Annotated in this window: 13 protein-coding genes; 11 read left to right on the forward strand and 2 right to left on the reverse strand. The window is 62.9% G+C overall.

Annotated elements, in window-relative coordinates; all coding sequences use genetic code 11:
• Nucleotides 1–113 precede the first annotated feature (113 nt).
• The 8 genes from A0W34_RS13875 (at nt 114) to pdxS (ending at nt 8,147) form a co-directional block, all read left to right on the forward strand.
• Nucleotides 114–524 (forward strand): TIGR02611 family protein, encoded by a 411-nt coding sequence (locus A0W34_RS13875; protein ID WP_085989954.1) that lies wholly within the window; start codon nt 114–116, stop codon nt 522–524.
• A 133-nt stretch (nt 525–657) separates the two neighbouring features.
• Nucleotides 658–2,715, forward strand: a complete 2,058-nt coding sequence (thrS, locus tag A0W34_RS13880) for a threonine--tRNA ligase (RefSeq protein ID WP_007732914.1) — start codon at nt 658–660, stop codon at nt 2,713–2,715.
• Nucleotides 2,712–3,266 (forward strand): HIT family protein, encoded by a 555-nt coding sequence (locus A0W34_RS13885; protein ID WP_003943307.1) that lies wholly within the window; start codon nt 2,712–2,714, stop codon nt 3,264–3,266. The genes thrS and A0W34_RS13885 overlap by 4 nt, the downstream gene beginning before the upstream one ends.
• A gap of 81 nt (nt 3,267–3,347) precedes the next feature.
• The gene (pgsA, locus tag A0W34_RS13890) at nt 3,348–4,025 is read left to right on the forward strand and encodes a phosphatidylinositol phosphate synthase (RefSeq protein WP_081558806.1); all 678 of its coding nucleotides are present in this window, start codon (nt 3,348–3,350) and stop codon (nt 4,023–4,025) included.
• Nucleotides 4,022–4,924: a phosphatidylinositol mannoside acyltransferase gene (locus A0W34_RS13895; protein WP_030536867.1), complete on the forward strand. Its 903-nt coding sequence runs from the start codon at nt 4,022–4,024 to the stop codon at nt 4,922–4,924. Before pgsA ends, A0W34_RS13895 begins: the two co-directional genes overlap by 4 nt.
• The gene (locus A0W34_RS13900; protein ID WP_047269325.1) at nt 4,921–6,048 is read left to right on the forward strand and encodes a glycosyltransferase family 4 protein; all 1,128 of its coding nucleotides are present in this window, start codon (nt 4,921–4,923) and stop codon (nt 6,046–6,048) included. The genes A0W34_RS13895 and A0W34_RS13900 overlap by 4 nt, the downstream gene beginning before the upstream one ends.
• A complete protein-coding gene (locus tag A0W34_RS13905; RefSeq protein WP_047269324.1) occupies nt 6,045–7,067 on the forward strand; it encodes an NUDIX hydrolase in 1,023 nt (340 codons plus the stop codon). Before A0W34_RS13900 ends, A0W34_RS13905 begins: the two co-directional genes overlap by 4 nt.
• Before the next feature lie 171 nt (nt 7,068–7,238).
• Complete coding sequence (gene pdxS, locus A0W34_RS13910; RefSeq protein WP_003943338.1) at nt 7,239–8,147, forward strand: pyridoxal 5'-phosphate synthase lyase subunit PdxS; 909 nt, start codon at nt 7,239–7,241, stop codon at nt 8,145–8,147.
• A gap of 101 nt (nt 8,148–8,248) precedes the next feature.
• On the opposite strand, the gene A0W34_RS13915 is transcribed toward pdxS, so the two are convergent.
• Complete coding sequence (locus A0W34_RS13915; RefSeq protein ID WP_058038728.1) at nt 8,249–8,725, reverse strand: RidA family protein; 477 nt, start codon at nt 8,723–8,725, stop codon at nt 8,249–8,251.
• Nucleotides 8,726–8,887: 162 nt separating this feature from the next.
• Between A0W34_RS13915 and A0W34_RS13920 the strand changes: the two genes are divergently transcribed.
• The 3 genes from A0W34_RS13920 to A0W34_RS13930 all read left to right on the forward strand — a co-directional run bounded on the left by A0W34_RS13920 (nt 8,888) and on the right by A0W34_RS13930 (nt 11,883).
• Nucleotides 8,888–9,310, forward strand: a complete 423-nt coding sequence (locus tag A0W34_RS13920) for an NUDIX domain-containing protein (RefSeq protein WP_030536863.1) — start codon at nt 8,888–8,890, stop codon at nt 9,308–9,310.
• Between the two features lie 128 nt (nt 9,311–9,438).
• Nucleotides 9,439–10,947 (forward strand): HNH endonuclease signature motif containing protein, encoded by a 1,509-nt coding sequence (locus A0W34_RS13925; RefSeq protein ID WP_058038729.1) that lies wholly within the window; start codon nt 9,439–9,441, stop codon nt 10,945–10,947.
• Nucleotides 10,948–11,061: 114 nt separating this feature from the next.
• Nucleotides 11,062–11,883, forward strand: a complete 822-nt coding sequence (locus A0W34_RS13930) for an acyl-CoA thioesterase (RefSeq protein WP_003943337.1) — start codon at nt 11,062–11,064, stop codon at nt 11,881–11,883.
• A gap of 35 nt (nt 11,884–11,918) precedes the next feature.
• Here A0W34_RS13930 and A0W34_RS13935 read toward each other — a convergent pair whose 3' ends face one another.
• The gene (locus A0W34_RS13935; protein ID WP_064688895.1) at nt 11,919–12,542 is read right to left on the reverse strand and encodes a hypothetical protein; all 624 of its coding nucleotides are present in this window, start codon (nt 12,540–12,542) and stop codon (nt 11,919–11,921) included.
• Nucleotides 12,543–12,601 lie beyond the last annotated feature (59 nt).

Below are 12,601 nucleotides of genomic sequence, written 5' to 3' on the forward strand. Positions count from 1 at the left end.
TCGCAGGTCGCCGGGCGACGATTTCGGTAGCCTGGTCGAAGAGACATTTCGCGACCGAAAAGGTGACTGCTTTGAGTACCGAAAAGGTCGATTCTTCCGTCGACGATTCAGACCTGTCCGTCTTCCAGGACGCAGAGTCCCGCTGGGAGCGGTGGCGCGCGGGAATCGCCGCGCGGCCCACCCTCAATCTTGCGTACCGCATCGGTGTCGGAGTCGTGGGCACGATCGTGTTCGCCGCCGGCATCGTGGCTATTCCGTACCCCGGGCCCGGTTGGCTCATCGTTTTCGCCGGCCTCGGCATCCTGGCGTCGGAGTTCGCGTGGGCACATCGACTCCTTCATTTCGCGAAGGCTCGATACGACCGGTTCATGGAATGGTTCGGCAAGCAGTCGCTGTTCGTCAAAGGGTTGGGCGTTCTGTTCACCACAGTGATCGTCTTGGCGACTTTGTGGGTGCTCGGCACTTTCGGCCTGATCGGGACATGGGTGGGCCTGGACTACTCGTGGCTCGAGTCGCCGCTGTGAGTTGAACGCGGCCCGGTTTCCTTCACTCGGTTGTCTCACCATGTCGGTAGGGCCGATAACATGATCGTGCGCGTGCTCGCAGTGGGTACGACGCCTGTCTAACTTGTCGCAATACCTTTAGGAGCACATCGCCGTGACCAGTCCCGCGCCAGAGCACTCAGCCGCCCCACTTCGGGTGCCCGCGGGGACGACCGCCGGGACTGCAGTGCGCGAAGCCGGATACCCCACGAAGGGGCCCGACGTGATCGTCGTTGTCCGCGATGGCGAGGGAACGCTCAAGGATCTGTCGTGGACACCTGAGGTCGATGTCGACGTCGAGCCGGTGGCAGCATCCACCGAGGACGGCCGCAGCGTCATCCGGCACTCCGCGGCCCACGTCCTCGCGCAGGCGGTTCAGAAAGAATTCCCCGACGCGAAGCTCGGCATCGGTCCGCCGATCAAGGACGGCTTCTACTACGACTTCGCGGTGGACCGCCCGTTCACTCCGGAAGATCTGGCCAAGCTCGAAAAGCGTATGAAGCAGATCATCAAGGGATCACAGCGCTTTTCGCGTCGAGTGGTCGATTCGATCGAGGACGCTCGGGTCGAGTTGGCCGACGAGCCGTTCAAGCTCGAATTGATCGACGACAAGTCCGGTATCGACGATCCCGAGATCATGGAGGTGGGCGGCAACGAGCTGACCATCTACGACAATCTCGATCCTCGTACCGGCGACAAGATCTGGTCCGATCTGTGCCGCGGCCCGCACATTCCGACCACCAAGCACATCCCGGCCTTCAAGTTGACCCGAAGCTCCGCCGCCTACTGGCGTGGCAACCAGGACAACGCCGATCTTCAGCGTGTCTACGGCACCGCGTGGGAGTCCACCGAGGCTCAGGACGAATACCTCGAACTGCTCGCCGAGGCCGAGCGTCGTGATCACCGCAAGCTCGGTACCGAACTGGACCTCTTCAGCTTCCCCGACGAGCTCGGTTCGGGTCTGCCGGTGTTCCATCCCAAGGGCGGCATCATCCGCACCGAGATGGAGAACTACTCGCGCAGCCGCCACATCGAGGCGGGCTACGAGTTCGTCAACACTCCGCACATCACCAAGGGGCATCTGTACGAGGTTTCCGGTCACCTCGACTGGTACCGCGACGGCATGTTCCCGGCGATGCACGTCGACGAGGAACTGAACGAGGACGGCACCGTGCGCAAGCCGGGCCAGGACTACTACCTCAAGCCGATGAACTGCCCGATGCACAACCTGATCTTCCGTGCTCGCGGACGCTCGTACCGTGAATTGCCGTTGCGGCTCTTCGAATTCGGCTCGGTCTACCGCTACGAGAAGTCCGGCGTCATCCACGGCCTGACCCGCGTGCGCGGCATGACCCAGGACGACGCTCACATCTACTGCACCCGTGAGCAGATGCGCGACGAGCTGACCACCACGCTGCAGTTCGTGCTGAACCTGCTCAAGGACTACGGCCTCGACGACTTCTACCTCGAGCTGTCCACCAAGAACCCGGACAAATTCGTCGGTAGCGACGACGTCTGGGAAGAGGCAACTGCAACCCTCGCCGAGGTCGGCGAAGCTTCCGGCCTGACTCTGGTGCCGGATCCGGGCGGAGCCGCCTTCTACGGTCCCAAGATTTCCGTCCAGGTCAAGGACGCCCTCGGCCGCACCTGGCAGATGTCGACCATCCAGCTCGACTTCAACCTGCCCGAGCGGTTCGAGCTCGAATACACCGGCAACGACGGCGTCAAGACTCGTCCGGTCATGATCCACCGTGCGCTGTTCGGCTCGATCGAGCGGTTCTTCGGTGTCCTGACCGAGCACTACGCGGGCGCGTTCCCGGCGTGGCTGGCGCCGGTGCAGGTTGTCGGAATCCCGGTGGCCGAGGCGTTCGCCGATCACCTGTTCGACGTCACGAAGAAGCTCAAGGCTGCCGGTGTGCGCGCCGAGGTCGACTTCAGTGACGACCGTATGCAGAAGAAGATCCGTAACCACACCACGCAGAAGGTCCCGTTCATGCTCCTCGCGGGCGAGCGTGACGTGGAGGCCGGCGCGGTCAGCTTCCGTTTCCGTGACGGCACGCAGATCAACGGCATTCCCGTCGACGACGCCGTCCGGATCATCACCGAGTGGATCGGCCGCCGCGAGAACGCCTCGCCGACAGCCGAACTGGTGCAGCCAAGCGTGGCGCAGTGAGCGCCCCCGGTGACGACGGTCCGGGTTCGCTGATCGACCACGGCGTCGGTGACCCTGACCATTTGCAGCGCATTTGGTCGCCGCATCGGATGTCGTACATCACCGAGGCGCCCAACACCCCGGGCACGACAGGTGAACCGTTCATCGACATTCCGAAGATGTCGGACGAAGAAGGACTGATCGTTGCCCGCGGTGAGCATGTCTATGCGGTTCTGAACCTGTATCCGTACAACCCGGGGCACCTGATGGTGGTTCCGTACCGCAAGGTCGCGGCACTCGAAGACCTGACGCCGGAGGAGAGCGCCGAGTTGATGGCGTTCACCCAGCAGGCGTTGCGGGTGATCAAGAGCGTGTCGAATCCTCACGGATTCAACGTCGGCCTGAATCTCGGTGCCGCTGCGGGCGGTTCGCTGTCCGAGCACCTTCACCAACACGTAGTGCCACGTTGGGGCGGCGACGCCAACTTCATCACCGTGCTCGGTGGGGTCAAGGTGATGCCGCAATTGCTGCGGGAGACCAGGGGACTACTCGCCGGTGCCTGGCAACAATAGGTTGACGCATCCGGCTTCATGGCAGGATGCATTGCTGCAACGAGTTCCGAACCGGAACTCACGACGGGGAGGGTTCCTGCGGTGTTGAGCTTCTTCGGGCGCGCATCGGTGTCCAAGGTGACGGCACCTATGGGGAAGGCGCTGGTCAAGACCGGTCTGACGCCGGACTCGGTGACGGTGATCGGCACGGTGGCAAGCGTCGCCGGTGCGGTGACGCTGTTTCCGTCCGGACATCTGTTCTGGGGAACCATGTTCATCTGGTTCTTCGTCATGTTCGACATGCTCGACGGCGCAATGGCTCGTGCTCGCGGCGGCGGAACGCGGTACGGGGCGGTATTGGACGCGACCTGCGACCGCGTCGCCGACGGCGCGATTTTTGCCGGCCTGGCCTGGTGGGCGGTCTACCACGAGAACAGCAAGTGGCTGCTCGTCGCGACGCTCATCTGCCTCGTCACCTCGCAGGTCATCTCGTACGCGAAGGCGCGTGCGGAGGCGAGCGGGCTGACTGCGGACGGCGGGTGGATCGAGCGCCCGGACCGACTGATCATCGTGTTGGTCGGATCCGGCCTGACGGGTATGGGTCTTCCGTGGGCAATCCACATCGCGATGTGGGTACTTGCCGCCGGAAGCATCGTGACGGTCTTCCAGCGAGTGCTCGCGGTGCGCAATTCCCCTGGCGCTCGGGAACTTCTGCCGATCGCCCCGGCCGCATCGACGGTCGAAGGTGCGCGGGACACGGACGGCGAGGCAGAGAAATGAGCTTTGCCGAGCGTGCAACAGATCTGGGATACGCCGCGGGTTGGCGTCTGGTGCGAAGCCTGCCGGAATCGGTGGCGGTCAAGCTGTTCGACGCCGGAGCGGATTTCGCGGTACGCAAGGGCGGACCCGAACAACTCAGGAAGAACCTCGCGAGAGTTCTGGGCACGACGCCGGAGCAAGTTCCGGATCAGTTGATCAAGGATTCGATGCGCTCGTACGCCCGGTATTGGCGTGAGGCGTTTCGTCTTCCGTCGATGGACCTGGTCGCGACAGGTAAGGCGCTGCATGCGCTGGTCGAGGGCCAGGAGCATCTGGAAAAGGCAATGGCTGCAGGTCATGGCGCGGTATTGGCGCTGCCTCACAGCGGTAATTGGGACATGGCCGGCGTGTGGTGCGTTCAGCAGTGGGGCGGGTTGACCTCCGTTGCCGAGCGGCTCAAGCCCGAATCCCTGTACGAACGGTTCGTCGACTATCGCGAGAGTCTCGGCTTCGAGATCTTCCCGCTCAGCGGCGGGGAGCATCCACCGTTCGTCGAACTCTCCAAGCATCTGCGTGAGAACAAGATCGTGTGCCTGTTGGGGGAGCGCGATCTGGCGAAGAAGGGTGTGCCCGTCACCTTCTTCGGCGAACCTACTCGGATGCCCGCGGGCCCGGCGAAGCTCGCGATCGACACCGGCGCGCCGCTACTTCCGGTCCACTGCTGGTTCACACCCGACGGATGGGGTTTCAAGATCGACCCACCGATCGACGTATCCGGCGGAGTCGGCCCGGCCACGCAAGCACTTGCCGACCGTTTCGCGGTCAACATCGCAGCGCACCCCGCTGACTGGCACATGCTTCAACCGCTGTGGCGCTCGGACCTTTCCGAATCGCGGCTCGCCCGCATGGAGGGTGAATGAAAATCGGCATGATCTGCCCGTACTCCTTCGACGTCCCCGGCGGCGTCCAGGCGCACGTGGTGGATCTGGCCGAGGTGCTGATCGAACGTGGTCACAAAGTGAGTGTGCTTGCGCCGTCGTCCGATGACGACGAGTTGCCGGATTTTGTGGTTTCCGCAGGTAAAGCCGTCGCGATACCCTACAACGGTTCTGTTGCGCGGTTGTCTTTCGGCCCGACGGCGAACAACCGCCTCCGCAAGTTCATCGCGGAAGGTGACTTCGACGTTCTACATATCCACGAACCCAATGCGCCGAGTCTGTCCATGCTCGCGTTGCGTATCGCGGAAGGCCCGATCGTCGCCACCTTCCACACGTCGACCACGAAGTCGTTGGTGCTGAGCACTTTTCAGGGTGTCTTGGCTCCGTATCTCGAGAAGATCAGTGGCCGGATCGCAGTCTCGGAGTTGGCGCGTCGTTGGCAGGTCGAGTCCCTCGGATCCGACGCGGTCGAAATTCCCAACGGCGTCGATGTCGCAGCGTTTGCCGAGGCCGACATGTTGCCCGGCTATCCGCGCGAGGGTGGAACCATTCTGTTCCTCGGGCGCTACGACGAACCGCGCAAGGGGATGGCCGTCCTCCTCGGTGCACTGCCGGAGTTGGTCGAGCGTCACCCGGATCTCGAGGTGATCGTGGTCGGACGCGGCGACGAGGAAAAACTCCGCAAAGAGGCGGGCAAGTACTTCAAGCATCTCCGACTGCTCGGGCAGGTCAGTGACGAGGAGAAAGCGTCGGCGCTTCGCAGTGTGGACGTCTACTGCGCGCCCAATCTCGGCGGTGAGAGCTTCGGGATCGTGCTGGTCGAGGCCATGGCGGCCGGTACCGCCGTCGTCGCGAGTGAGTTGGACGCCTTCCGTCGTGTTCTTCGCGACGGCCAGGCCGGCTTGCTGGTCCCCATCGGGAACTCCGATGCCCTGGCCGAGGCAATCGATTCCGTCCTCGGCGACCCGGATCGACGACGCGCGCTGGTCAACACCGCGACAAGTGTTGTCGCCGAATACGACTGGCCGGTGGTGGCCGAACAGATCCTGCGTGTCTACGAGACCGTCACGGTTGGCGGCACCGGCGTACGCGTGGTGGGGTCATGACCTTCTCCGCTCTGACGATCTTCATTCTCGGGCTCGTCGCTGCCGTCGTCCTGGTCGTCGGACTGTGGGCGTACGGGACGGCGAACCGACTCGATCGACTGCATGTGCGTTCGGATCAGTCGTGGTTGGCGCTCGATGCGGCTCTGTCCCGTCGTGCCGCGGTTGTCCGCGCGGCGGCGGTGGACATGAACGCCGACGACGCGCGCAGATTCGTCACCTTGGCGGACGCTGCCGAACGTGCGGATCGTCAGGATCGCGAGCTTGCCGAGAACCGGCTGTCCAATGCTCTCGCTGCCTACGGCACGACGTCGCTGCGCCCTCAACTGGTGGCCGAGTTGGCCGATGCCGAAGCGCGCGTGCTGATCGCCCGGCGGTTCCACAACGACGCGGTGCGAGACACTCTCGCGTTGCGTACGCGTCGACTTGTTCGCTGGCTGCACCTCGGTGGAACGGCACCGCTGCCTCAGTATTTCGAGATCTCCGAGCGCACCACCGCGGCGGCGGTGCCCGAGGGCATCACCGTGGATACGTCACGGACCTCTGCCCGCGTGGTGATGCTGGACGAGGACGATCGGGTGCTGCTGTTGCGCGGCCACGATCCCAAGATCCCGAACACTTACTTCTGGTTCACCGTCGGCGGCGGGCTCGAACGGGGCGAACACCTGCGGGCGGCTGCCGTTCGTGAGATCGAGGAGGAGACCGGATTCGTCGTGGCTCCGGAGAATCTGCGAGGTCCACTCTGGCGTCGTGTGGCGATTTTCCCGTTCGACGGTGAGCTGATCCGTTCGGAAGAGCTGTTCTTCGCTACGCGCACTCACGGCTTCGAGCCGGTCTTCCAAGGCCACACGGAATTGGAGCAGCGTGCCATCACCGGCCATCGCTGGTGCAGCGCCGACGAGATCCGCCAATTGGCCAAGTCCGGTGAGCCGGTCTACCCGTTGGATCTGGCAAACCTCCTGGTGGAAGCGGCGACGATCGCGGACGGTACCGAGGATCCGGAAGTGCGTTCCATCCGCTGATCCTTCGGTCGTTCAGTTCTCGCGGGCAGTTTAAGGCCAGCAATGGCAAATTGGATACGGAATCGAAGGCCGGTTCGTCCTAGAGTTCTGGCCAGAGGCCTCCGCGCGAATGAACTCGTGTGTTCGCCGTGCCTTGTTTCTTTCGTCACGCCACTACTGCAGGAGTTTGCTGTGAGCACCCCCGACTCTGCCCCCACCACCGCCATCGGCACCGCCCGCGTCAAGCGCGGCATGGCTGAAATGCTCAAGGGCGGTGTGATCATGGACGTGGTCACCGCTGAGCAGGCCAAGATCGCCGAAGACGCCGGCGCCGTCGCCGTCATGGCACTCGAGCGGGTTCCCGCAGACATTCGCGCACAGGGCGGCGTCTCGCGCATGAGTGACCCGGACATGATCGACAGCATCATCTCCACCGTCAGCATCCCCGTCATGGCGAAGGCACGCATCGGTCACTTCGTCGAAGCGCAGATCCTGCAGAGCCTCGGCGTCGACTACATCGACGAGTCCGAGGTCCTGACCCCGGCCGACTACGCCAACCACATCGACAAGTGGAAGTTCACCGCTCCCTTCGTCTGTGGCGCCACCAACCTCGGCGAAGCGCTCCGTCGCATCAACGAAGGCGCGGCCATGATCCGCTCGAAGGGTGAAGCAGGCACCGGAGACGTCTCCAACGCCACCACCCACATGCGCACCATCCGCGGCGAGATCCGCCGGTTGACCTCGCTGAGCGAAGACGAACTGTACGTAGCCGCCAAGGAACTGCAGGCCCCGTACGAACTGGTCGTCGAGGTCGCCAAGGCCGGCAAGCTGCCGGTCACCATGTTCACCGCCGGCGGCATCGCCACGCCGGCAGACGCTGCGATGATGATGCAGCTCGGCGCCGAGGGCGTGTTCGTCGGATCGGGCATCTTCAAGTCCGGCAATCCGAAGCAGCGCGCCGAGGCAATCGTCAAGGCCACCACGTTCTACGACGACCCGGACGTGCTCGCCAAGGTCTCGCGCGGACTCGGCGAGGCAATGGTCGGCATCAACGTCGACGACCTGCCTGTCGGACACCGCCTCGCAGAGCGCGGTTGGTGACAGCAGGTTCGACGACCGGGCCCAGTGCCTGAAAGTCCTCACAGACGAAGGGGCGGCGGTTGCGTTGGCAACCGCCGCCCCTTCGGGGTGTGGCAGACCGATCAGATGCTGTCCGATACCTCGAACACGAACTCGACCTCGACGGCACTGTTTCGGGGTAGTTCGGCGACGCCGATCGCTGAGCGGGCGTGTTGTCCAGCCGAACCGAAGATCTCGGCCAGCAGGTCGGACGCACCGTTGATCACCTGGGGTTGCTGCGAAAATCCCGATCCGGAAGCAACAAATCCAACGACCTTGACGACCCGAACGATGCGATCGAGCCCGACTAAGGAATCGACTGCCGCGAGTCCGTTGAGAGTGCACAACCGCGCCGCCTGGGCGGCGTCTTCGACGGAGACGCCCTCGCCCAACTTACCGATGCACGTCGTAGTGCCGTCGACGAGCGGCAATTGCCCCGACGTGTAGACGTATGACCCCGTCTGAACGGCGGGGAGGTATGAGCCTGCGGGGGTGGCAACAGGCGGGAGGGTCAGGTCGAGTGCGGCGAGTCGTGCGGTCCAGGTACTTGCGTCGTTCATCGGTTCCTCAATGGGTTCTTTTGTCCGGGAATGGTGTTCGAGTCTGTCATCGGGAGTCTCGGCAAGTCCAAGTCGTATTTGCGCCCACCCCATCACTTTTGGTGATATTCGCCGTCGTCGGATTCAAAATGGTGTTCGAGTTGGCCACCTAAACTGTGTCGTATGTCGTCAATTCGTAACATCTCACTGGGGATACCTGTCCGTTCCGGTCACATACTCATACTCGACGGCACGGACTCTGTCACGGGGGAGAACTTTCATCGATTGATCGGTGGCGGTATCGAGTTCGGTGAGACGGCCGAGGCAGCGCTGCGGCGCGAGTTCGCGGAGGAACTCGGCGTCACGTTGGGAAGCGTCGAGTTGCTCGAGGTCGTAGAGAACATCTTCGAGTTCGAGGGGCGACCTGGGCATGAGATTGTCCATGTCTTTGGAGTCGACTCGGCTGACATCGATGCGTTTCCGCTCGACGTGCAACTCCGAGTCCTAGACGAAGGTAGTCCAGTCCACTGGGTATTGAGTGGTGGGTCCGACCGCCCTATCTACCCGGCCGAAGCTGCCCGCATTATCAACGCCCTGGTTCAGTAGGGGAATCCGTTGCCGGAACACGAGTGGCCGCAAAGGTTGCTCCGCAACAATTTTCGGTCAATCAGGATTGTTCGGACTGATTCCTGGAAATCATGGATATCGAACGTATATTCGAATAATGTTGAGGAATGTTCGATGACGGAGTAGGAAGTTCGGGTACCGCAGCGCAGCTGTCCGGTGCTGAATCCGACTGCGCCCTCATCGATCTCATCGCCGATCTGCATGCGCGCGAATCGATGCTCGTGGAACGGAAACTGGCTGCCATTGCCGAGTTTTTCGAGCGTCGCAGCGCTGACCACACTGATAACGGTGCTTGGTCGTCTACCGCTCACGAACTGGCTGAGGCCGAGCTCGGCGCGGCATTGACCATGGGCCGTGCCGCAGCGGGAAAGTTGATCGGTCTCGGCTTTTCTCTCAAGACTCGCCTCCATCGCACGCGTGCCGCCATGGCGCGCGGAGAACTGGATCTGTATCGAGTCGGATTGATCGACTCCGCTACGGCCAACGTAGCCGACGATTTGATCGACGAGGTGGAACGGCAACTCCTCGAGAAGATCTCGGCGCCCCCGATGCCTGGCGGTACCGGCTTGACGGGTCGCCGATTGACAGCGGCTATCGACCGGATCGTCGCCGTGGTGGATCCCGAGGGGATACGCGAACGTCGACGCCGCGCCCTGGCTGATCGGTTCGTGGGTGTGAGCGCTGCCGAGGACGGAATGGCGCGGATATTGGGGAGTATTCCGGCGGAGGAAGCACGGGCTTTCGACCGTCGGTTGCGGGAGTTGGCAATGTCGGTGTGTCGACACGATTCCCGTAAGTACGAGCAACGACGAGCTGACGCATTGGGAGCGTTGGTATCCGGATCGACGATTCTGCCGTGCGATTGCGGCCGGCACGAGTGCCCACAAGATCGAAGCGGGATTGTGGTGGTGCGTCGGCCGTTGGTTCACGTGGTCATGCTGGAATCAACGCTTCAGGGCGGTGACGCACCAGGTGCAGACGAACCCGCTCACCTCGACGGTTATGGAGTGATCAGTGCAGAGCATGCGCGTGACATCGCCGCGGGTGCGCTGATTCGGAAGGTGAAGGTACCAGCCGATGCCGCGCTCGAGTCTGCCGGTGAGGGCGAGCCAGTACCTTCGCCCGTCGTTCCTTCTGCGTTCGTGTACCGCCCCGGCGCTGTCCTCGACACCTGGGTGCGGGTGATCGCAGGAAGCTGCCAGTGGTTGCACTGCGATGTCGCTGCATGGAATTCAGATCTCGATCACACTGAACCCTTTGATCATCGCGATCCCACTCGTGGTGGAAAGACCGTGGCCTCGAACTTGAGTGCCTATTGTCGAAACCATCACCGCCTCAAGCACTCCGGTCAGTGGGTGCACACCTCGAACCCGGACCGCAGCGTCATGCTGACCTCGCCGACCGGACATTGCTACCGAACGAGGCCGTCAGGTCTGCTGGCGGGAATGCTCGAGCCTGTACTGCCCGAGGGTGGTAGGCGTCGGCGCACACGTCTGGAAAACAAGGCCGCTCGTGTGTGGGGGGAACGCCGGCGGCAGCGGATACGAATGCACCGGCGGATGAAGAAGGCACAGAGGAGGACCTTCGACGGCGGAGACGATCCACCGCCATTCTGAGTCGATGCGCCCCGTCGCTCAGTGTTTTCGGATGCCCACTTTGGTGGCCGGGGGTGCGTCAGGCATTGTGTGAAGGTCGGTAGACGTCGGTACACGGGAAGATGTGGAGCATCGATGGCGAGGATCGAAGAAATTCTGGAGTTGGAACGCCTCGAGCGGGACATCTTTCGAGGAATCATCGCGGAGACCACCCTGACCCGCACTTTCGGCGGCCAGGTCGCCGGACAGGCATTGGTGTCGGCGGTACGCACGGTCGATCCGGCCTACTCGGTTCATTCGTTGCACGGATATTTCCTGCGTCCGGGAAATCCGATGGAGCCGACGGTTTTTCTGGTTGATCGTGTTCGGGACGGTCGATCGTTCGCGACCCGCTTGGTCACCGGAATTCAAGACGGGCAAGCCATTTTCACGATGTCGGCGTCCTTCCACGTCCAAGACGAAGGCATCGAGCACCAGGACGAGATGCCACCCGTTCCTGACCCCGAGACCTTGGCCATCGCCCAGGATTCGGAGGATCCCGAGACTGCGTGGCTGGCGCGTGAGTGGTCCGATTGGGACCTTCGAATGGTGCCGAAGGCCGACATCGACAAACGTCCGGGCGCTGCCGCGCAGCAGCAAGTGTGGTTCCGTTCCCGCGAGGCACTCCCGGACGACCCGGTATTTCACGTGTGCACGCTTGCCTACATGAGCGACATGACGCTGCTCGGATCTTCTCGCGGCCCCCACATGGACGTCGCCATGCAAAGCGCTTCGCTCGATCACGCCATGTGGTTCCTGCGGCCGTTCCGCGCCGACGAGTGGCTGTTGTACGACCAGACGTCGCCGTCAGCGGGCTTCGGTCGCGCACTGACGCAGGGACGAATCTTCGACAGCCGAGGAAATATGGTTGCTGCAGTCGTCCAGGAGGGTCTGACCAGGCTGTATCGCCCGAAGTGAGGTCGGCCGACGTGAGATCAATCGCAGTGAGACCTTCACTGGCGAGACCGCACCGCAGGCCGGGCCGGATGGTCGTATCTGACCTCGAAATCGACCTCCTCGGACACTTCTGATCGGTGTTCGAGGAGTGCCTCGACGGTCCACAGATCTGCCTCCGGTGTGTGCCGCCGCATGGCAGGTTCGCTCATGTCCAGGCGGACGCTGACGTCGAACTCCAGCCCGCGCCCGAGCAACATCGGACCGGCGATCACGATGACCGCGCGCTCATGGACGGGGATACGGGTCGACCGAGCCGATCGATCGGTGGGTTCGTCCCAGAGTTTCGGCAAGAACGCCCGTTTTGTGCGGGCTGCGGTGATCACTTCACGATCGAGTGCCGGATAGTCGAACCAGATAGTGCGGTAACTCAGCGTATCCTCGTGGCCGAACTCGTATCGCAGCGAAGCCGGCCGTACGTAGTCGTGCAGTGACACAACAGCACTCGGCCTGTTGCGCGACTCGACGGCGGTGCCGACCAGTTCCGCGAGCCGAGACGGCTGTGCACAATCAGGTCCGTCGATCGCTACTACCGCCACCGACGGAAACGATCCGCTCAGCGTTGCAATCTGCTCGGCCAAGGCGAGGGGACTGGACGGGATGAATGTACTCACGCCCACCATGGTGCCGTGCCCGCTCGCCGAGGCGATATTGTGAACCGTCATCGCGCCCATTGCGGCGG

It is taken from the genome of Rhodococcus sp. BH4, assembly GCF_002079265.1.
GTDB classification, from domain to species: Bacteria; Actinomycetota; Actinomycetes; order Mycobacteriales; family Mycobacteriaceae; genus Rhodococcus_F; species Rhodococcus_F qingshengii.